The organism is Kitasatospora humi, assembly GCF_020907985.1.
In the GTDB taxonomy this organism is placed as follows: domain Bacteria; phylum Actinomycetota; class Actinomycetes; order Streptomycetales; family Streptomycetaceae; genus Kitasatospora; species Kitasatospora humi.
Genome location: NZ_JAJJPA010000040.1, coordinates 1 through 19,247, shown reverse-complemented (window position 1 = coordinate 19,247; position 19,247 = coordinate 1). Strand labels below are relative to the sequence as shown.

22 protein-coding genes and 1 pseudogene are annotated in these 19,247 nt (G+C 71.9%); 13 read left to right on the top strand and 10 right to left on the bottom strand.

The features are described 5' to 3' along the window. Positions 1-123: 123 nt before the first annotated feature. Positions 124-1,449: an MFS transporter gene (locus tag LN042_RS28020; RefSeq protein WP_230054225.1), complete on the bottom strand. Its 1,326-nt coding sequence runs from the start codon at positions 1,447-1,449 to the stop codon at positions 124-126. A 244-nt stretch (positions 1,450-1,693) separates the two neighbouring features. On the opposite strand from LN042_RS28020, the gene LN042_RS28015 reads away from it, so the two are divergent. Together LN042_RS28015 and LN042_RS28010 are read left to right on the top strand one after the other, a co-directional pair. Beyond that, the gene (locus tag LN042_RS28015; RefSeq protein ID WP_230054183.1) at positions 1,694-2,734 is read left to right on the top strand and encodes a helix-turn-helix transcriptional regulator; all 1,041 of its coding nucleotides are present in this window, start codon (positions 1,694-1,696) and stop codon (positions 2,732-2,734) included. Positions 2,735-2,904: 170 nt separating this feature from the next. After that, on the top strand, positions 2,905-3,918 hold the full coding sequence (locus LN042_RS28010) for an asparaginase (RefSeq protein ID WP_230054182.1): 1,014 nt from the start codon (positions 2,905-2,907) through the stop codon (positions 3,916-3,918). Positions 3,919-4,158: 240 nt separating this feature from the next. Here the strand turns inward: LN042_RS28010 and LN042_RS28005 are convergent. Continuing rightward, positions 4,159-5,445 (bottom strand): annotated as a pseudogene (locus LN042_RS28005) (MATE family efflux transporter); the annotation flags it as partial. A gap of 106 nt (positions 5,446-5,551) precedes the next feature. Between LN042_RS28005 and LN042_RS28000 the strand changes: the two are divergent. Together LN042_RS28000 and LN042_RS27995 are read left to right on the top strand one after the other, a co-directional pair. Beyond that, on the top strand, positions 5,552-6,085 hold the full coding sequence (locus LN042_RS28000) for a hypothetical protein (RefSeq protein WP_230054181.1): 534 nt from the start codon (positions 5,552-5,554) through the stop codon (positions 6,083-6,085). Positions 6,086-6,108: 23 nt separating this feature from the next. Beyond that, positions 6,109-6,582, top strand: a complete 474-nt coding sequence (locus tag LN042_RS27995; RefSeq protein WP_230054180.1) for a GNAT family N-acetyltransferase — start codon at positions 6,109-6,111, stop codon at positions 6,580-6,582. A gap of 7 nt (positions 6,583-6,589) precedes the next feature. Here the strand turns inward: LN042_RS27995 and LN042_RS27990 are convergent, their stop codons facing one another. Further along, the gene (locus LN042_RS27990) at positions 6,590-7,306 is read right to left on the bottom strand and encodes a maleylpyruvate isomerase family mycothiol-dependent enzyme (protein WP_230054179.1); all 717 of its coding nucleotides are present in this window, start codon (positions 7,304-7,306) and stop codon (positions 6,590-6,592) included. A 232-nt stretch (positions 7,307-7,538) separates the two neighbouring features. Between LN042_RS27990 and LN042_RS27985 the strand changes: the two genes are divergently transcribed. Further along, entirely contained in the window at positions 7,539-7,913 is a 375-nt protein-coding gene (locus tag LN042_RS27985; protein ID WP_230054178.1) for a ricin-type beta-trefoil lectin domain protein, read from the top strand. A 128-nt stretch (positions 7,914-8,041) separates the two neighbouring features. On the opposite strand, the gene LN042_RS27980 is transcribed toward LN042_RS27985, so the two are convergent. From LN042_RS27980 to LN042_RS27970, 3 genes are all read right to left on the bottom strand, one after another. Then, on the bottom strand, positions 8,042-8,467 hold the full coding sequence (locus LN042_RS27980; RefSeq protein ID WP_230054177.1) for a hypothetical protein: 426 nt from the start codon (positions 8,465-8,467) through the stop codon (positions 8,042-8,044). Positions 8,468-8,564: 97 nt separating this feature from the next. After that, positions 8,565-8,786 carry a hypothetical protein gene (locus LN042_RS27975; RefSeq protein WP_230054176.1) on the bottom strand — a complete coding sequence of 74 codons (222 nt, stop codon included), beginning with the start codon at positions 8,784-8,786 and terminating at the stop codon, positions 8,565-8,567. A 101-nt stretch (positions 8,787-8,887) separates the two neighbouring features. Continuing rightward, the gene (locus LN042_RS27970) at positions 8,888-9,121 is read right to left on the bottom strand and encodes a hypothetical protein (protein WP_230054175.1); all 234 of its coding nucleotides are present in this window, start codon (positions 9,119-9,121) and stop codon (positions 8,888-8,890) included. Between the two features lie 131 nt (positions 9,122-9,252). Between LN042_RS27970 and LN042_RS27965 the strand changes: the two genes are divergently transcribed. The 3 genes from LN042_RS27965 to LN042_RS27955 all read left to right on the top strand — a co-directional run bounded on the left by LN042_RS27965 (position 9,253) and on the right by LN042_RS27955 (position 10,643). Beyond that, the gene (locus tag LN042_RS27965) at positions 9,253-10,071 is read left to right on the top strand and encodes a helix-turn-helix domain-containing protein (RefSeq protein ID WP_230054174.1); all 819 of its coding nucleotides are present in this window, start codon (positions 9,253-9,255) and stop codon (positions 10,069-10,071) included. After that, positions 10,068-10,268: a DUF397 domain-containing protein gene (locus LN042_RS27960; RefSeq protein ID WP_230054173.1), complete on the top strand. Its 201-nt coding sequence runs from the start codon at positions 10,068-10,070 to the stop codon at positions 10,266-10,268. The genes LN042_RS27965 and LN042_RS27960 overlap by 4 nt, the downstream gene beginning before the upstream one ends. A 195-nt stretch (positions 10,269-10,463) precedes the next feature. Continuing rightward, entirely contained in the window at positions 10,464-10,643 is a 180-nt protein-coding gene (locus tag LN042_RS27955) for a hypothetical protein (protein ID WP_230054172.1), read from the top strand. On the opposite strand, the gene LN042_RS27950 is transcribed toward LN042_RS27955, so the two are convergent. Beyond that, positions 10,624-11,334 carry a response regulator gene (locus LN042_RS27950; RefSeq protein ID WP_308191877.1) on the bottom strand — a complete coding sequence of 237 codons (711 nt, stop codon included), beginning with the start codon at positions 11,332-11,334 and terminating at the stop codon, positions 10,624-10,626. The genes LN042_RS27955 and LN042_RS27950 overlap by 20 nt on opposite strands. Continuing rightward, positions 11,331-12,191, bottom strand: coding sequence for a sensor histidine kinase (locus tag LN042_RS27945; protein ID WP_230054171.1), 861 nt, complete (start codon positions 12,189-12,191; stop codon positions 11,331-11,333). The genes LN042_RS27950 and LN042_RS27945 overlap by 4 nt, the downstream gene beginning before the upstream one ends. A 139-nt stretch (positions 12,192-12,330) precedes the next feature. On the opposite strand from LN042_RS27945, the gene LN042_RS27940 reads away from it, so the two are divergent. From LN042_RS27940 to LN042_RS27935, 3 genes are read left to right on the top strand one after another with little or no spacing between them, the layout of a single operon-like run. Next, a complete protein-coding gene (locus LN042_RS27940; RefSeq protein WP_230054170.1) occupies positions 12,331-13,074 on the top strand; it encodes an ABC transporter ATP-binding protein in 744 nt (247 codons plus the stop codon). Continuing rightward, on the top strand, positions 13,071-13,196 hold the full coding sequence (locus LN042_RS37405; RefSeq protein WP_283843932.1) for a hypothetical protein: 126 nt from the start codon (positions 13,071-13,073) through the stop codon (positions 13,194-13,196). The genes LN042_RS27940 and LN042_RS37405 overlap by 4 nt, the downstream gene beginning before the upstream one ends. Further along, positions 13,193-15,502 (top strand): ABC transporter permease, encoded by a 2,310-nt coding sequence (locus tag LN042_RS27935; RefSeq protein ID WP_230054169.1) that lies wholly within the window; start codon positions 13,193-13,195, stop codon positions 15,500-15,502. The genes LN042_RS37405 and LN042_RS27935 overlap by 4 nt, the downstream gene beginning before the upstream one ends. Positions 15,503-15,565: 63 nt before the next feature. Here the strand turns inward: LN042_RS27935 and LN042_RS27930 are convergent, their stop codons facing one another. Together LN042_RS27930 and LN042_RS27925 are read right to left on the bottom strand one after the other, a co-directional pair. Next, the gene (locus LN042_RS27930) at positions 15,566-15,721 is read right to left on the bottom strand and encodes a hypothetical protein (RefSeq protein WP_230054168.1); all 156 of its coding nucleotides are present in this window, start codon (positions 15,719-15,721) and stop codon (positions 15,566-15,568) included. A 132-nt stretch (positions 15,722-15,853) separates the two neighbouring features. Further along, entirely contained in the window at positions 15,854-16,234 is a 381-nt protein-coding gene (locus LN042_RS27925) for a winged helix-turn-helix transcriptional regulator (protein WP_372495833.1), read from the bottom strand. Between the two features lie 130 nt (positions 16,235-16,364). Between LN042_RS27925 and LN042_RS27920 the strand changes: the two genes are divergently transcribed. Both LN042_RS27920 and argS read left to right on the top strand, forming a co-directional pair. Next, positions 16,365-17,207: an NAD(P)H-binding protein gene (locus tag LN042_RS27920; RefSeq protein WP_230054167.1), complete on the top strand. Its 843-nt coding sequence runs from the start codon at positions 16,365-16,367 to the stop codon at positions 17,205-17,207. A 290-nt stretch (positions 17,208-17,497) separates the two neighbouring features. Further along, positions 17,498-19,247: arginine--tRNA ligase (argS, locus tag LN042_RS27915; RefSeq protein WP_372495832.1), on the top strand; the 1,750-nt coding region annotated here is incomplete at its 3' end.

The window sequence follows — 19,247 nt, the reverse complement described above, 5'->3', positions numbered from 1 at the left end:
TGGGGGGTGGAGCTCATCGAGGAGTGGTGCGGGGCGCGCTGACCGGACCCGCGGCACGCCGAAGGGCGGCTGGTGACCCACCAGCCGCCCTTCCGCAACCGACGCCCGACTGCCGCCCGGGGGTCACCCCATGGACCGCGGGAGCCGGGTCGAGAGGTAGGCGACCACGGCGGCGCCGGCCAGCTCGATCACCAGCACCGTGACCAGCGCGTGCGCCATGCCCACGGTGGGCAGCAGGGCGAGGAACAGGGTGCCCAGGGTGGCCACACCCAGGGCCAGGCTGGACTGCTGCGCGGTGGCCAGCACGCCGCTGCCGACGCCGGCGCGCTCCAGCGGGACGGTGGAGAGCACGACCCGGAACAACGGGGTGCCGACCAGGCCGTTGCCGCTGCCGATCAGGAACATCGCGGGCAGCAGGGAGAAGACGCCCAGGTGCTCGAAGTCGGTCAGGACCGTCACCATCAGCACGACCAGACCGGTCGGCATGATCAGCGAACCGGCCGTGATCACCCGGCTGCCGAAGCGGCCGATCAGGCGCGGGCCTGCCAGGGAGGTGCTGAAGTAGCCGACGGCGAGCGGGACCAGGGCCCAGCCGGAGTCGACGGGGCTCAGGTGCAGGCCCTGCTGCAGGGTGATCGCCAGGATGAACATGAAGGCGCCGAAGTTGCCGAAGTAGAGGAGCGCGATGCCGAGTCCGCGGCGCATCTCGGGGATCCGAAGGAGCGACAGCGGCACCAGCGGCGTCCGGCCGGCGGCCTCGGAGCGGCGCTCGACGGCGATGAACGCCCAAGCGATGAACGGGAAGAGGCCCAGCGAGAGCCAGGTCCACAGCGGCCAGCCGACCGCGCGGCCCTCCATCAGCGGCACGAACAGGCTGAGCAGCGCGGCGCAGAGCAGCAGGGTGCCGGGCAGGTCGACGCGGCTCGGCGTGTCGGAGCGGCTCTCGGGCACCGCGCGCAGCGCCAGCAGGGCGGCGGCCAGCGCGAACGGCACGTTGAGCAGGAAGACGGCGCGCCAGCTGCTGCCGAACAGGTCAGCCTGCACCAGCATGCCGCCGAGCACCTGGCCGATCACCACGGCGATGCCGCCGGCCGCACCGTAGACGCTGAGCGCCCGGGCCCGGTGCGGGCCGCTGGTGGAGGCGGTGATGGTGGCGAGCACCTGCGGGATCAGCAGCGCGGCCGCGGCGCCCTGGGCGACCCGGGCGCCGACCAGGGTCCAGGCGGTGGGGGCCAGGCCGCAGGCCAGTGAGGTGAGGGCGAACAGGACCGCACCCGCCATGAACAGCTTGCGGCGGCCGAGGCTGTCGCCGAGTCGCCCGCCGAGCACCAGCAGCACGGCGAAGGCGATGCCGTACCCGGCGGCGACCAGTTCCAGCACGGCCGGGCCGGCGGCCAGGTCGTGATCGATGGTCGGCAGTGCGACGTTGACGATGAAGAAGTCGAGCATCGGCAGGAAGGCACCGAGCAGGACGGTGAACAGGCCGACGGCCGAGAGCGAGCGGTGCTCGCCGGAGGCGGGGACGGTCGGGAGCGCGAGGCGGTCGGCGCGGACTTGCGGACGTTCCAGTTGCTTGGTCACGACGACTACGATCCTGCTCGCAATAGCCTGGTACCAGAGTCTCGTTATCCTGGTACCAGAACTACCCGGCACCAGGGTCGCGTTCGGTGCACCAGGGGCGCATCCTAGGGGCATGTCCATCGTCAACACCCCTGCGGATACCGCCAGTCGACCGCCCGTCAAGGTGCCCGCGCCGTCCGCGTACGTCTCCGCGCGGTCCGCGCCGTCGGCGGCCGTTCCCGCGCCGTCGGCGGCCGTACCCGCGCCGTCGGCGGCCGCGCCCGCGCCGTCCGCGCCGACCGGGAGTTCCCTGCCGACCGGGGGTCCCGCGTCGCCCGTCCCCACCGCCACCCCCGAACTGCGCCGTCAGGAGCTCGCCGCGTTCCTGCGCAGCCGCCGGGAGCGCATCACCCCGGAACAGGTCGGCCTGCCGTCCACCGGTCGCCGGCGTACGCCGGGGCTGCGCCGGGAGGAGGTGGCGCAGCTCGCCTCGGTGGGGGTCACCTGGTACACCTGGCTGGAGCAGGGCCGGGACATCCAAGTGTCGGGCCAGGTGCTGGCCGCCGTCTCCCGGGCGCTGCTGCTGGACCCCAATGAGCGGGCCCACCTCTACACGCTGGCCGGCGCGGCCGACCCGATGCCGAGCGAGGACTGCCCGATGGTCACCCCCGCCGTGCAGCGGGTGCTCGACCAGCTCTCCCCGCTGCCGGCCGCCGTGCTGAACGCTCGTTATGACGTCCTGGCGTACAACGACACGTATGTGAAGCTGCTGGGCGAGCTGGACGACCTGCCGTTCGAGCAGCGCAACCTGATCTGGCTGCTCTTCACCAGCCCCGAGTACCGCACCCGCTACCTGGACCCGGAGAGCGCCAGTCGGACCGTGGTCGCCCGGCTGCGCACGGGGCTGGCCGAGCACGTGGGCGATCCGGCCTGGAAGGCGCTGCTGTGCCGGCTGCGCCAGGCGTCACCGGAGTTCGAGGAGGCCTGGGCGCGCCATGACGTCGCGGCCCAGGTGGCGGATGGCATCAAGGGGTTCGTGCACCCGGTGGTGGGCTCGCTGCGGATGAACTACACCTCCATGTGGCTGGGCCCGCGCCAGGGCGCCCGGGTGACCGTCTACACCCCCATCGACGAGGAGTCGGAGGCCCGGTTGCAGCAGCTCACCCGGCTCTGAAGCGCACCGGTCGAATCTGCTCCGCAAGAAACCAGCGTCGAATGCCCTTTCGGCGCTGGTTTCCACCCCGTTCCGACCGGTCGGCGCTGAAACTAGCGATCACTTTGCGCGCCCAGTTCCCTACCATTGCGATCGTCCACACGTACGACCTTCGAATGGGGTGACGAGCAATGGGCCGGATCGTCGTCATCAGCACCGGCGGCACCATCGCCAGCCGCTGGCAGGGAACCGGCTTCGCCGCCGATGCCCGCGGCGACGAGGTGATGGCCACCGCCGCCGTCCCCACCGGCATCGAGGTCGAGGTCGTGGACCTGTTCAGCGTGAACAGCCCGCGCCTCACCACCGTCCACCAGCTCACCCTGCTGGAGACCGTGCACCGGGTGCTCGCCGACCCGACGGTGGACGGCATCGTGGTCACCCACGGCACCGACACCCTGGAGGAGACCGCCTTCCTGGTCGACCTCCACCACCACGACCCGCGCCCGGTCGTCTTCACCGGCGCCCAGCTGCCGATGGACGCGGCCGACGGCGACGGCCCGAGCAACCTGCACGACGCGCTGGTCACCGCCGCCACCGTGCGTGATCTCGGAGTGCTGATCGTCTTCGACGGCAAGGTGCACGCGGCACGCGGCACCGTGAAGACCCAGACCGTGGCCGCCGACGCCTTCGCCGACCCGTCCGGCAGCCGGGTCGGGGACGTCGGCTTCGGCCGCGTCTGCGTGGTGCGGACCCCCGAGCGTCCGGCCCCGCTCCCGCTGCCCGTCCAGCCGGCCGTCCCGCCCCGGGTCGACGTGGTGGTGCACCACAGCGACGGCGATCCGGTGCTGTTCAACGCCGCGATCGACGCCGGTGCGCAGGGCGTGGTGCTGGTCGCCACCGGTGCGGGCAACGCCACCCCGGAGTTCGTGGACGCGGTGGCCGCCGCCCGGGCCCAGGGAGTGCAGGTCGCGCTGACCACCCGGGTCTCAGCAGGTGCCGTCACCGAGATCTACACCCACGGCGGCGCGGTCGACCTGGTGGCCGCGGGCGCCGTCCCCACCGGGACGCTGCGCGCCGGCCAGGCCCGGATCGCCGTCCTCTCGGCGCTGCTGGCCGAGACGGCCGACGAGCGCCGGACCGCCGTGCTGCGCGCGCTCCTCGGGCAGCCCGAGGCCGCCGGCGCGGACCTGCCCGAAGCGGCCTGACCGGCGGAACGCCCCGAGCGGTCGGAAAGGCCCGCGGGGCCCGGACCTCCCGTGCGGTTCGGAATCCCCGTGCGGTTCGGAATCCCCGTGCGGTACGGGCGATCCGGGAAGCCCCCGCGGCCCGGTGCGCCTGTGCACGCCGTACAGCAGCAGCAACTGTGCGCCGGTGCCCAGGCTCATCGACAGCCAGATGCCCCGGACCCCGAGGGCGGGCACCGAGCCAAGCGCGTAGGCGAGCGGTAGTTGGAGTACGGCGCCGGTCACCGTCACCCCGAACACCGCTCGACTGCGCCCGCTGCCGAGGAACACTCCGCCGAGTGCCACCACCCCGGCCAACAGCACCAGGTACGGCACCAGGAAGCGCAGCAGCACCACGCCGGCGCTCAACACGCCCGGTGCGTCGGTGAATCCGGCCAGCACCCAAGGCCCGCCCAGGGCGAGCGCCAGCCCACCGACGGCGGCCACGGCCACCGCCACCAGGACCGCCTGACGCACGATCAGCTCCCCTGCCGCACCAGGGTGGCGGGCGGTGAGGATGGCGGCCGCCTGGCGAACGGCGTAACACGCCATGGTGATGACGAGGATCGCCTTGGTCGCGATCCCGTAGGCGGCCAACTGGTCCTCGCCGAACCGGGCGACGATGCCGACCAGGCTCATGGCGATCCCCATCCGCACCACGAAGTCCCCCGAGGCCGGCAGCCCGACCGCCAGCAGCCGGCGCAGTGTCGGGGCCAACTCCGGTGATGGGCAGGCGCTTTGGCTGGGCTTGGGCTTGGGGGTGGCCTTGCGGTCGGGCTTGAGCCTTGGCCTGGGTCGTGGCGGCAGCCGCGTCAGGCTGCGGACCAGCGCGATCGCCCGCCCGAGCACCAGGGCCAACGCGGCACCCCGGACCCCGAGACGGGCACCGTAGATGAGCAGCGGATCGAGCAGCAGGACGCACCCGTTGGCAAGCAGTGCGGTCCGCATCGGAGTCCGGGTGTCACCCAGCCCCTTGAAGATGCCGTCCACCACGTTCTGGGCGAAGAAGACCGCGATGCCGGGGAACGCGATGGCGTAGAACTCCACGGTGAGCCGGGTGGTTTCGGCGTCGGCCCCGACGAGCAGCCGGGCCAGCTGGTGGCGCAGCAGAAAACCGCCGACCGCGACGATCGGCGTGATCACCAGCCAGAGGAGGGCGGCCGCCCTGGCGATCACGGGTGACTCGGCGTGCCGGCCCCGCGCCTGCGCCTCGGTGAGCAGCACGGTGGTGCCGACGTTGGCCATCAGGATGACGCCGAGCAGCACGTTCTCCGTGGTGGTGGCCACGGCGGCGGCGCCCACGGCGGGCGTGCCGAGGCGGGCCAGCCAGGCGGTGTCGATGACGCCGGCGACGACACCGGAGAGCAACTCCCCGTAGACCGGCAGGCCGAGCGTGAGCAGACCGCGGCGGGTGTGTCGGGGTGACGGCGGTGACGGCGGTGACGGCGGCGTTGGCGGTGCTGGTGGCGGTGACGGCGGCGTTGGCGGTGCTGGTGGCGGTGATGGCATGGGCGCCCTCCTCTTCCGACGACCTGTCTCCTGACGGCTCGCCGAACCATATCTCGAAACGAGTGTCTCTAGTAGAGGCATGTTGGACCTCTCGTAGAGTTGGCCCATGACCGACTCGCGCGTCCCGTCGTTCACTGCCGAGCTGGCTTCCTTCGCGGCGACCGGGCGGCTCGGCGCACTCCGATGCGGCGCCTCACTCGCCGAGTTGACCGCGCAGTACGGTGCGCCCACGGCCTGGGGCAGGGTGTTCCACCAGGACCGGTGGCCGCGCTGGTACAGCTACGGCAGCCTGGAACTCATCCTCTGCGAGTGCCGGCGGCTGAAATCGCTCAGCATCCCCGTCTGGCGCGGGGAACTCGAACTCCCCGGGCCCGGGGTGGGGGAGCTGCGCGCAGTCGACTCCCGGATCACCGAGTCCCGGCTGACGGCCGCGCTGGCCGACGCGGACGTGAAGTGGACCGTGCTGACCTATCCCAACCTGCACGACCAGCGCACCCTGCGCTTCACGCCCAGCGAGGGCGTGTGGATCGAGTTCGTCCTGGTCGACCGGGAGACCTATGACGAACCGGTGTTGGACGACTGGCTGCTGTGCAAGGCGGGCTTCTGGAGCCGGCCGCACGACTGCCCGAAAACGGGTTGACCCGTCTGCCTAGGCTGGCGTGCATGATGATCGACCCGGAGCTGCACGAAATCACCCCCGCCAACCTCGACGCCGCCTGCGCCATCGCGGTCCGCCCCGACCAGCAGCACCTGGTCGACCCGGTGGTGAAGTCGCTGGCCGAGGCCTACGTGCATCCCACCGGAGTCGCCTGGCCGCGGCTGATCGTCGATGGCGGCCGGCCAGTCGGCTTCCTGATGGCCTTCCTGGACATCGACTTCGCCGGCGACGGCACCGGCCGCGACATCCGCTCCGGCCTGTGGCGGCTCAACATCGCCGCCGACCAACAGGGCCGCGGCTACGGCAGGTTCGCCGTCGAGGCCGTAGCCGCGGAGATCCGCCGGCGCGGTGGCAGCAAGCTCACCGTCACCTGGCACCCCGGCGACGACGGGCCCGAGGGCTTCTACCTGGGCCTGGGCTTCCGCAAGACGGGGGAGATGAGCGGCCAGGAGGTCGTGGGGGAGCTGGAGTTGAGCTGACGCGCACTCAGTTCCAGCCGGGAGCCGGGGGCAGCGGCCAGCTCGGCGGCTCGGGGAGGGGGCCGTCCGCCGAGAGGGAGTCGGCCTGCTCGCGCCCGGCGAGCCAGGCGAGCAGCGCGTGGCCGTCGCCGCGCACGGCCACCGCGCTGGTGGGTCCCTCCCAACTGCGGTCCAGGTCCGGCGCCGTCACCCGGCCGAGCGGGAAGTCCCGGGCGTGCAGCGCGGTCAGCGTCTCGTCCAGCGCCCGGGCCACGTAGTCGGCGGGCCAGTCGGCCGGACGGTAGCCGACCGCCAGGTCCACATGGTGCGTCTCGATCTCCCGCCAGGCGCGGAACAGCGTGTACGAGGCCGGATGCCGCCACCCGGCCAGCGCGCTCACCAGGTGGTCCCAGCGCTCCTCGGGCATCGTCTCGCAGTCCGCCAGCAGCACTGCCACCCGGTCCGCCAGATCCGCCGCGAGCTCGGCGGCGGGCCGCACCGCCCACTCCTCGACGGCCTGCCCGATCTGCGTCCCGGTCTGCCGGGGGCCGGGCTCAACCCCGGTGCGCGCCAACGCCAGCAGCCACAGGTACGCATCGATGCTGCGCGCCACGTGCGCGATGACGTGCCCCCTGGTCCACCCCGGCAGCGCGGCGGGCGCCCGCACGTCGGCGTCGCCGAGCCGGTCGGCGGCAGCGGTGAGGCGGGCGGCGGAGGCGGCGACTGCCTTGATCGTCTCGTGCATGCTCGAACCTTAACGGAGGTCGCGTCACTCGACCGGGGGAAATCTGCGGCGGATGGGGATGGTTGGGCGGTTGGTGGCAAAAGCTTCCGACGTGGCCGATCAACTGAGTCGACGTCATGTCCTGGGCACCGCCGGTGCAGCAGCCGCTGGTAGCGGTGCCTTCCTCGCGGCGGGGACGGGACAGGCGGCGGCCGTCCTCAGTCGCCACGCCGGCTTCGTCTACAGCGTTGGCGTGGCAGGCGGGAAGCTGCTCACGTCGGACGGGCGGAGGGTCGTCCTGCTGTCCGGTGGTGAGGTGCGGACGCAGCAGTGGGAGGTGCTGCTCATGCCGGACGGCACGGTCTCCCTGCGCAATGTCGGGGGCGGCGGCTACCTCGGGTACGAGGGCGAGCCGCGGGCCGACCTGCCGGTGGTCGGGCGCCCGGAGCCGGTGGGTTGGGAACTGCGGGCAGGTGGCGAGCCGGGCGGCTACCACGTGGTGGTGCCTCGGCCCGGGGAACTGGCACTGGGCGTCAGTGAGTTGCTGGTCTACCCGCCGCGTGGTGCGCTGCGCCCGCTGATGGCGGGGGACGGTGGCCAGGCTTGGGTGTTCACGTTGCGGGAGTAGGGCCTTGGGCGTTCCCGGGGCAGGGGCGCGGCGGGGGCAGCGCCCGGAGCAGCGCGTCGAACTCGCCGTCGCGGCCGGTGGACGAGGCGGTGGCGGGCGGCACGCCGGAGGCCCGGGTTCAAGGTCGCTCAGTCGGCCTGAGCGGGCGGCTGGGTGTAGTACTGGTTGATCTTGTCGATGTTGCCCGCCTGGATGACGAACCCCTCGTAGTGACCGTCCTTGATCTCGTTGTGCACGTCGCGAACGCGGGGTTGCTCCAGAACCGGTCGAGCCCGGGTGTGCCAGGCGTCGAGCTCCGTGCGGAACTCGCTGTCGAGGGCCGCACGGACGGCCAGCGCCGTGCTCAGCGCCTGGGCACGCTCGACGCTGTCGGGAGCCTGGTTCAGCAGGGCCAGCTCGCCCTCGCCCGAACTGAAGCCCTCGGCAGGGGAGTTGTCGCCCCTGTGGAACGGCCGGCGGACCAGCGCGGACAGTCCCGACCACGCCTGCTTGCCCATCTCCCCGCCGGCGCCGCCCGCCAACGCGACCAGCAGCCCCACCGATACCGGATCCATGCCGTGCCCTCCCTGCACTCGTACCTGCGGCAAGGCAAGGGTACGGCCAACCCCGGCGGGTGACGACGCAACTCGCGCGGGTGGGCCGGCGCTGTGTTCAACCGGGTACAGGTGAGCGCTGACGCCCCGTGGCCGGCTTGCGGCAACGGCGGCAGCGGCAGTCGGGCCAGCGGCTGTCGATCTCGACCGAGTAGGGCCAGGCCGGCGCGACGGTCGTGTAGGAGATGTCGATGCACTTGCCAGTGCTGGTGACGTCGTAGACGTGCATGGTCATCTCGTGCCGCCGACGCTCGCGTGGGGCTGGGAGTGGGGAGGTCATGGGACGGCTCGCTTCGCAGAACGGGCAGTTCGGCCAGCCGAGCGGACACGGCCGGGGGCGTGCGGTGGTGAGGCGGCGGTGAGGGCGCTTGATCGGCACGGTCAGTGACGGTTGGCCTCGGCGCCCGCGAGCACGGCTTCGGCCAGCTTCAAGGCGTCGTCCGAGCGGATCGAGCCGAGCTGGATCAGCGTCTGCCCGGTGAACTGCGATGGGCTGTCGAGCCCGGCGGAGGGGAGCACGACGTCAATGGCGCTGAGGGCGGTGGTGAGTTGGGCGAGCGCGTCGCCGGCGATCTCGCGCTGGGCGGCGGTGATGCGCTGGAGGCGGGTGGTCATGAGGGGCTCCGATCTCAGGCAGGGGCACTTCTGTGCTTTCACTGACTGTGCACCATGGGTTGCCCTCTGCAGCTACGATTGGCTACTGAGCGCGTTGAAAGGCGCTGGCGTCAATGATCGGGAGCTCAGCCATGTCCCTCGCGCAGCAGCTCGACCCCTCCTCCACCGTGCAGGCGTTCTATGCGACGGACTTGCGTCGCAAGCGCGAGGAACACGGCATCAGCCAGGCCGACTTTGCCAGGGAGGCCTTCGTGGTGCCGTCCCTGCTCAACAAGATCGAGGCTGGGGTGCGGCTGCCGAGCAAGGAGCTGTCGGTGTTCGCCGACGCCCGACTGGGGACGGGGGACCACTTCCAGCGGTTGTGGCCGCTGGTGATCAAGTTCGCGTTCCCGAAGTGGTTCCGGCCGTTCGTGGACTTGGAGGAGGCGGCGACGATCATCCGCTCGTTCCAGGTGCAGGTGGTTCCTGGCCTACTGCAGACGAAGGATTATGCGGAGGCGCTGTTCTCTGCCACGAGAGTCGAGCAGGTCGTTGTGGACGAGAAGGTGGCCGCGCGACTGCAGCGTCAAGCAATCCTGGAACGCGACCACCGTCCGGAGATGTGGATCGTCCTCGACGAGTTGGTCCTCCACCGCCATGTTGCGAATCCGGTCGTCATGCGGCGGCAGTTCGAGCGCTTGATCATCGAGGCGCAGAATCCGAGGACGGTTCTTCAGGTCATTCCGTTCAGCAGTGGCGCGCATGCAGCTCTCGACGGTCCCTTCCACGCCCTGACCCTCGATGAGGGGCTCGGAGTTGTGGTGGTGGACGGCTTCCGTCAAGGTCAGATCCTCGCCGATCCGGAGGATGTGCAGGCTGCTGAGCGTGCCTATGATCTTCTGTCAGCTGATGCGTTGTCGCCCAGGGCGACCATTGATCGGATCGCCGCAGCAATGAAGGAATTGAGATGACCAGTGTGAGCCCTGAGTGGCGGAAGAGTAGCTACAGCAACTCCAACGGCGAGTGCGTCGAGATCGCCGTCAGCCTCCCCGGTGTGCTCCCCGTCCGCGACAGCAAGGACCCGCACGGTCCTGCGCTGACCTTCACCCCTGCGGCCTTCACCGCCTTCCTCGCCGCCCTCAAGGACTCCACGCTCGCCGGCCGTTGACAACCCACTGCGTCAACGCATCGCAACTCCGAACCCCTCCGTCGCCGCGACCGGCCTCGAGGTACTGGCCGGACTCGCCGGTCACACCGCAGTGGCGATCACCCAGTACGTCACCACCCAGGGCGTCGCCGGGCTCGCCCTGGCCGTGGTGGTGAGCGGGCTGGGGCGGCCGGCGCGGTTCACCGACTGGGCGCCGTGCGGTCCCGGTCGGCCGACTGGATCGACTGGACGGGACTGGCCCTGGCCGCGGCCATCACGGTCTCCGGTGTCGGCTACCTACTGCTCAGCACCGTGCTCGCCCCGGCGGCCTACGTCTCCGGGGTGCTGTTTCTGATCCGGGTGACGGCCACCGCCGTCACCTCGCGCCGGGTGTGACCAGGCCGGTCTCGTAGGCGAGGACCACTGCCTGGGCCCGGTCGCGCAGCCCCAGCTTGGCGAAGATCCGCGCCACATGGGTCTTCACGGTCGCCTCGCTGAGGGTCAAGTGCGCTGCCAGCTCGCTGTTCGAGAGGCCGCGGGCGACCAGGCTCAGCACCTCGCGCTCGCGGGCCGTGAGTGGCGCCAACTGTGCTGGGTCGGCCGCCCGTTGTCGTTCCACCGGGGTCGGGCCGCTGAAGCGCTCCACCAGGCGGCGGGTGATGGACGGCGCGAGCAGGGCGTCCCCGGTGTCGACCAGGCGCACGGCGGCGGCGAGATGGGCCGAGGTGACGTCCTTGAGCAGGAAGCCGCTGGCCCCCGCCTGCAGGGCGGCGTAGACGTACTGGTCGAGATCGAAGGTGGTCAGCATGATCACCTTGCAGTCGGGCGCCCGGGCGACGATCCGTCGAGCCGCCTCCAATCCGTCCAGCACGGGCATTCGGATGTCCAGCAGCGCCACATCGGGCCGGGTCCGGAGCACCGCAGCCACCGCCTCCGCTCCGTCGGAGGCCTCACCCACCACGTCGATGCCACGGGCAGTGAGGATCATGCGGAATCCGGTGCGGACCAGCTCCTGGTCGTCGGCGATCACCACTCGGGGGCGTCGCTCCTCGGGGGCCGCGAGCTCTGCGGCCGGGGTGCCGGTCACTTCCCGTCCAACGGGAGCCGGGCCCGGACCCGGTAGCCGCCGCCGAGGCGCCGCCGCGCGTCCAGGTCGCCGCCGTAGACCGCGACGCGCTCGCGCAGGCCGATCAGCCCGCGCCCGGCGCCGTCCGACCGGCCACCATCGGTCGTTCGGGGCGCGGCCGGGTTCGACACGTCGGCCGCCGGCTCGCGCAGCACCGTCGGGCCGGCGTTCAGCACCTCGACCCGCAGATTGCGGTGGCCATAGCTGACCGTCACCGTCGCCGTCGCCCCCTCGGCGTGTTTGAGCACATTGGTCAGTGCCTCCTGGATGATCCGATAGGCCGTGACGTCGATCGCGGGCGCCAGCGAGCGCGGCTCCCCGGAGATCCGCACCTCCACCGGCAGCCCGGCGAAGGCGAACCGGTCGACCAGTCGGCTGAGTCCGCTCAGGCTCGGTTGCGGAGCCAACCGCACGCCGTCATAGGGCTCGTCGTTCCCGTCCGCTGCCGGTGTGAGCAGCCCGAGCAGCTGGCGCAGCTCGGTCATGGCATCGCGGCCCGCGCTCTCCACGGCACTGATCGCGCTGGCCGCCTCCTGCGGCATCGCGGTCAGGACCTCGCGGGCAGCACCGGCCTGGACCACCATCAGGCTGACGTTGTGGCTGACGATGTCGTGCAGTTCGGCAGCGATCCTGGTCCGCTCCGCGCTGACCGCGGCCTCGGCACCGGCCTCCCGCTCCCGCTCCAGCAGCCACCCGCGCTCCTCCAGCGCCGCCAGGTGCCGCCGGCGGGCCCGCCACCAGGCCACGGCGAAGCCGGCCGCGGCGGCACACGCCACGGCCAGCGCACCGAGCAGCCAGGAGTCCCACGAATCCCCCATTCCGTCATTCTCCCAGCCGCCACCGGCGCGCCGCGTCATGCCGGAGGTGCAGCCTGCCTACATCCCCGGGATGAGCTGCGACGACGGTTACACCGGAGGTGGGATGACCGGCCGGGCCCGGCCCTTCTAGCGTCGGGCCATGACCACAGACCACAAGCTGACGACGGTGTCGCCCCCAGGAGCGACCACCAGCCGCGGGGACGCCGTGGTGCGGCTGGCGGGCGTTCAGAAGGAGTACGGCGACACCAAGGCACTGGACGGCCTCGAACTGGAGATCCGGGCCGGGGAGGCGGTCGCCGTGATGGGGCCCTCGGGCTGCGGCAAGTCCACCATGCTGAACCTGGTGGCCGGGCTGGACCGGGCCACCGCCGGTACCGTCGAGGTGCACGGCCAGGACCTGGGCGCGCTCGACGAGACCGCCCTGGCACTGTTCCGGCGGCGCCACATCGGCATGATCTTCCAGTTCTTCAATCTGATCGACGACCTGCCGGCACTGGACAACGTGGCGCTGGCCGCCCAGCTCACCGGGGTCTCGGCCCGGCAGGCGCGCCGCCGCGCCCTGGAGCTGCTCGACGAGCTCGGGGTGGCCGACCGCAAGGACGCCTACCCGGCGGTGCTCAGTGGTGGACAGCGCCAACGGATCGCGGTGGCACGGGCGTTGATGAACCGTCCGGCGCTGTTGCTGGCCGACGAGCCGACCGGGGCGCTGGACAGCCGCTCCGGGGAGCAGGTGATGGACCTGCTGATCGACCTCAACCAGATCGGGCAGACGCTGCTGATCGTCACCCACGACCCGCAGTTGGCCCATCGCTGCGCCAGCCGCCTGGTCGAGGTCGCCGACGGCCGGGTGGCCCGCGAGACCATGCTGGAGACCCCGAAATGAGCGGGCGGGACACCAGCTGGGTTCGCCTGTGTGACGCGCGTGCCGAGCACGGCACCGAGCACGACGAAGAGCAGGTGCGCGGGCGCCAGGCGCTCGCCGAGCGCGGCGAGGTGGACGCATGAGTGCCGTCTGGCGGGCCTCGCGTGGCGCGGTGCGGCGGCGCAAGCTGCAGACAACCGTGATCGGGCTGGTCGTCTTCGGCTGCACCGTGACGGTGGTGCTGGCGCTCTCCGTGCTCGCCGTGACGACCGCGCCCTTCGACGACGCCTTCGGCAAGCAGCGCGGCGCCCATGTGGTGGCGAGCTTCGACGCCGCCACCACGACGCCGGCGCAGCTGGCCGACACCGCCCACCGCCCCGGCGTGCGGGCCGCCGCCGGGCCGTTCGCCGAGACGACCCTGGAGATGCCCGGGGACTGGCTCGGCTACGCCCCCGGCTCCATCACCGTGGTCGGCCGCGCCGATCCGGGCGGGCCGGTCGACCAGGTCACGCTGCGGGCGGGCCGCTGGGCCACCGCGCCCGGCGAGATCGTGATCGAGAGCAACGACTTCCCGGGTCGCGACCTGAACGTCAAGATCACCCCCAAGGGGCTGCCGCCGCTGACCGTGGTGGGCTACGCGGCCAGCATGAGCCAGTCGGCCCGCGGCTGGGTCGCCCCGGAGGAGATGGCCGCGCTGCACCCGACGGCGTACCAGATGCTCTACCGCTTCTCCTCGGCCGGCACCGACCAGCAGCTCCACGCCTCGCTGGCCACCGCCACCGCCGGCCTCCCGGACGGTGCGCTGACCAGCGCGCAGACCTACCTGACGCTCAAGCAGCAGTTCTCGGCGGGGGCCGACTCCTTCCTGCCGCTGCTGACGGCCTTCGGCGTGCTCGGCCTGGTGATCGCGGTGCTGCTGGTCGGCAACGTGGTGAGCAGCGCGGTGGTCGCCGGCTTCCGGCACATCGGGGTGCTCAAGGCGATCGGCTTCACCCCGCGCCAGGTGGTCGCGGTCTACCTGGGCATGCTCCTGGTGCCCGCACTGGTCGGGGCGGTGCTCGGCAGCCTGGTCGGGGCCGTGTTGGCGGTGCCTTTCATGAAGGTCGCCTTCGGCGGCATCTCCACCGGCACCGCCGACGTCTCCCACCCGGCCCTCTGGGCGCCGCTCAGCTGTGTGGTGGGCATGCCGGTGCTGGTGGCACTCGCTGCCCTGGTGCCCGCGCTGCGCGCCGGGCGGCTCTCCGCCACCCGGGCGATCACGGCCGGCAGTGCGCCGCGGGCGGGACGCGGGCTGCGGGTGCAGCGCGCACTCAGCGGGTCGCGGCTGCCGCGCGCCGTGAGCCTGGGCCTCGGCCAGCCGTTCGCCCGGCCGGCCCGGACGGCGCTGACCATGGCCGCCATCGTGCTGGGCGTCACCGCCGTGACGCTGGCCACGGGGTTGAGCAGCACCATCATCGCGGCGGGGACCAGCGGGTCGCCCCCGGTCGGCACCGGGGTGGAGGTGGACCTGGGGCAGGCCGCCGACCACAACCAGCAGGAGCCCAAGCTGAGCCCCGCCGAGATCGAGGCCCGACTGCGTGCCCTGCCCGGGACCGAGCTGCTGACCCGCAGGTACCTGACCCTGGTCGGAATGACCGGATACAGCCAGTCGGTGTACGCCGACTTCTACGGCGGGGACGACTGGCAGCGGGAGGCCAGGGTGACGGTCGGGCGTCCGCCCACCGGTCCGGACGAGGTGGTGGCCGGGCCGGCCTTCCTGGCGCAGCACGGGCTGCACCTCGGTGACCGGATCACTCTGGAGCTGGCCGGGCGCCGGCTGCCGGTGGCCATCGTGGGCGAGCCGCTGGAGGGGAACGCCGGCGTGGTGACGTCCAACTGGCAGACGGCGCTCGACCTCGCCCCGCAGCACCGGGTCAACTCCTACGAGGTGCGCATCGCGTCGGGTACGGACAGCGCCGCCTACGTCAAGGCGGTCCGTGCGATCGATCCCGGCCTCTACCCGTCCGTTCAGGAGCCGTCCGGTGCCACGGCCCCGACGGTGTCGGTGATCGGGTTCACCACGGTGTTCAGCATCCTGCTCGGCAGTGTCGCGGCGCTCGGGGTCTTCAACACCGTGCTGCTCAACGTCCGTGAGCGAAGGCGGGAGTTGGGGATGCTCAAGTCGATCGGCATGACGCCGCGTCAGGTGACCGCGATGACGGTGACCTCGGTGGCCGGGCTCGGGCTGGCCAGTGCGGTGATCGGTGTGCCGTTCGGGATCCTGGTGCACCGGGTGATCGTGGAGCACATTCCGATCATGGTGTTCTCGGAGTCCATGAAGGACGTGTGGCACGCGCCGGAGCTGATCGGCCTCGCTCTGGCCGGAGTCGGCATCGCCGTGCTGGGTGCCCTGGTGCCCGCCCGTGGCGCCGCGCGACTGCCGATCGCCGAGGCGCTGCGCACCGAGTAGGCCGGGACTCCCCTGCGGTGGTCGCCACGTCGAACGCGGTGGCGCCGCAGGGGAGATGTGGCGTCAGCAGCAGGAGCCGCTGTTGCCCCCGGGCGCGATCGTGATGGCGGCTCGCGCCGGCGCGCCGGGGTTGCCGCCGTCGGACGCCCAAGCGACGCCGCCCATGGCGAGGGCCAGGCCGCAAGTAGCTCCGACGAGTGCGCTGATGACCTTCTTCACTCTGGTCCCCCCTGGTGATGATCTGGTGACCGACTGTCAGTCGACTACCAAAGTGACGTAGTGTCGGCTCGGATGTCAAAGGGTCTGTGCAACATCCCGTTGGAGGGTTGTGCCGAGGCGGCTCTCCTGCCCCTACTGCCCCGGCCGCCCGTCGTACTCCTCGCGGGCTCGCGCGACTTGCGGGAGGTTGGCCGTGGCCCAGTCCGTCAGGTGGGCGAAGACCGGGGCCAGGCTGCGGCCGAGCTCGCTGATCTCGTACTCCACGCGCGGCGGCACCTCGGCGTGGTAGGTGCGCACGATCAGCCCGTCGCGCTCGAGTTGGCGCAGCCGCTGGGTGAGCACCTTGGGGGTGACCGAGCCGATCCGGCGCTGCACTTCGACGAACCGCTGGCGCCCGTGCATGTGCAGGGTCCACAGGATCGGTGTGGTCCAGCGGCTGAACACGATGTCCAGCACCGGCGCGATCGGACAGGCGAGTTCCGGACTGCTCGACGCGTCGATCTCCATTTCCATGCCAACTCCCCTTCGGCATAGTCACTTTCCTCTAGGTACCTACTATACCGGGGCTGTTAACGTCTTCCGTGTTGACCTGAACGGCCCGCAGCAACAAGCAACGGGCCCGGACTGTATGGGAGTTGACGAAATGATCGTGGTGACCGGAGCGACCGGGAACGTGGGCCGACCGCTGGTGGCGGCGCTGGCCGGGCGGCGGGCCGGGGAGGTGGTCGCGGTGTCCCGGTCGGCGGCGCAGCAGCCGGCCGGGGCCGGCCACCAGGTCGCCGACCTGGCCGATCCGCAGAGTCTGCGGCCCGCGTTGGAGGGTGCCGAGGCGCTCTTCCTGCACGACGGCGGGGCCGGCGGGCAGGCTCTGCGCGCCGCCGAGATCCTGGCACTGGCCGAGGCCGCCGGGGTGCGGCGGGTGGTGCTGCTGTCCAGCCTCGGCGTGGTCACCCGGCCCGACTCCGCCTGGCACGGCGGGGTGGCCCGCGCCGTCGAGGAGGCGGTGCGCGCGTCCGGCCTGGACTGGACGGTGCTGCGGCCCGGCGCCTTCGCCTCCAACGCCTTCGCCTGGGCCCAGTCGGTGCGCACCGGACGCACCGCGGCGGCGCCGTTCGGTGACGTGGGGCTGCCGCTGGTCGACCCGGCCGACATCGCGGAGGTGGCGGCGTTGGCGCTGGGCGAGGACGGACACGCGGGCCGGGCCTACGAGTTGACCGGTCCGGAGCTGAGCACGCCGCGCGAGCGGGCCGCGGTACTGGGCGAACTGCTCGGCGAGCCGGTGGAGTTCGTCGAGCAGACGGAGGAGCAGGCCCGGGCGGAGCTAATGGGGATGATGCCGGAGCCGGTGGTCGACACCACTCTGGCCATCATGGGGGCGCCGACTCCGGCCGAGCAGCGGATCAGCCCCGACGTCGAGAAGCTGCTCGGCCGTCCGGCCCGGACCTTCGCCGACTGGGCGCAGCGCCACCTGGCCGCGTTCCGCTGACGGGTCGGCGCGCTGGAGGCTCACACGTCGGCGTGCCGGAAGGCTCCTGGGGTGCGCCGCGAGGCTTCTGGGTCGGCGGGTCGGCGGGTCGGCGGGTGGGTGGGTCCGCGGGTCGGCAGGTGGGCGGGTCGGCAGGCCGGGAGCCGTTGGGCCGCCCTGCCTGGAAGCTGTCGGGGCCGGTGGTCGGGTGGGCCGGTGGGCGGGCGTGCCGGAAAATCGCTCGGCCCGGGCCCTCGTCCGCTCATAAGCTGCGGCGATACCTGACCCAAGCCCCGAGAGGAAGTCCCACCGTGACCGAGGTCCTCGCCGCCATCAGCCTTGTGGAGCGCGCAGTGTCGGCCGCCATGGCCCGCGTGCTGCCGCGCGAGCTGGCCGAGCGGGACCCGCTGGTCCGACCCTCCGAGCACGCGGACTTCCAGTCGAACGCGGCGCTGGCGCTGGCCAAGCCGGCCGGGCTGACGCCCCAGGAGCTGGCCGGCGGGCTGGCGCGGGAGTTGGCGGCGGACGGCCCGCTGACGGTGGACCTCTCCGGTCCCGGGTTCCTCAACTTGGCGCTGTCCGACGCCTGGATCTGGCAGCAGGTCGGCTCCCGGCTCGCCGACCCCCGGCAGCGGCTCGGTGTCGGCGAGCCGCTGACCGGCACCCGGATCGTGGTCGACTACTCGGGGCCGAACATCGCCAAGGAGATGCACGTCGGTCACCTGCGGACCAATGCGATCGGCGACTCGCTGGCCCGGGTGCTCGGCTTCCTCGGCGCCGAGGTGGTCCGGCAGAACCATCTCGGCGACTGGGGAACCAACTTCGGCATGCTGATCCAGTACCTCGTGGAGCATCCCGAGCTGGACTGGCGGCAGGCCGACCCGAGCGGCCGGGTCTCGGCGCTCGACGCGCTCTACAAGTCGTCCCGCCAGTCCTTCGACGCCGACCCGGAGTTCGCCGAACGGGCCCGGCTGCGGGTGGTGGCGCTGCAGAGCGGCGAGGCGACCACCATGGCCGTCTGGCAGGAGCTGGTGGCGGTCTCCACCGAGGCTTTCCAGCAGCTCTACGACCGGATGGGCCTGCTGCTCACCCCGCAGGACATCGACGCCGAGTCCCGGCACAACACTGAACTCCCAGCATTGGTACAGGAGTTGGTGGACGCCGGGATTGCGGTGGAGAGCGGTGGTGCTTGTTGCGTCTTCTTCGAGGACATCACCGGGCCCGACGGGCAGCCGGTGCCGCTGATCCTGCGCAAGCAGGACGGGGGCTACGGGTACGCGGCCAGCGACCTGGCGACCATCCGGCACCGGGTCGACGAGCTCGGCGCCGATCGGATCCTCTACGTGGTGGACGCCCGGCAGGCGATGCACTTCCGGATGGTCTTCGCCACCGCGCGGCGGGCCGGCTGGCTGCCGGACCACATCGAGGCGGAGCACGTGCCGTTCGGCACCGTGATGGGGCCGGGCGGCACACCGTTCAAGACCCGGTCCGGTGACACGGTGCGGTTGGCCGACCTGCTGGACGCGGCGGTCGCGGGGGTGCGGGAGGTCATGGCCGACAAGCCGCACGACCTCACCGGGGACGAGCTGGAGCAGGTGGTGCAGGCGGCCGGAATCGGCGCCGTCAAGTACGCCGACCTGTCCACCTCCAGGGCGAAGAACTACGTGTTCGACATCGAGCAGATCGTCTCGCTGCAGGGCGACACCGGTGTCTACCTGCAGTACGCGCACGCCCGGGTGCGGGCCATCCTGGCCAAGGCGGGCGCCTCTTCGCTGGACGAACTGCCGCCGCTGGACCCGTCGTTGCCGTTGCACCCGGCTGAGCGGTCGCTGATCCTGCTGCTGGACAGTCTGGGCGCCGTGCTGCGCGAGGTCGCCCAGGAGCTGGAGCCGCACCGGTTGTGCGGGTACCTGTTCTCGCTGGCGAAGGCGTTCACCGAGTTCTACGGTGCCTGCCCGGTACTGAAGGCGCGGACCCCCGGGCTCCGGGCCAACCGGATCGCTCTCTGCCGGCTCACCGCCGCCACCCTCGCCCAGGGCCTCGACCTGCTGGGGTTGCGGG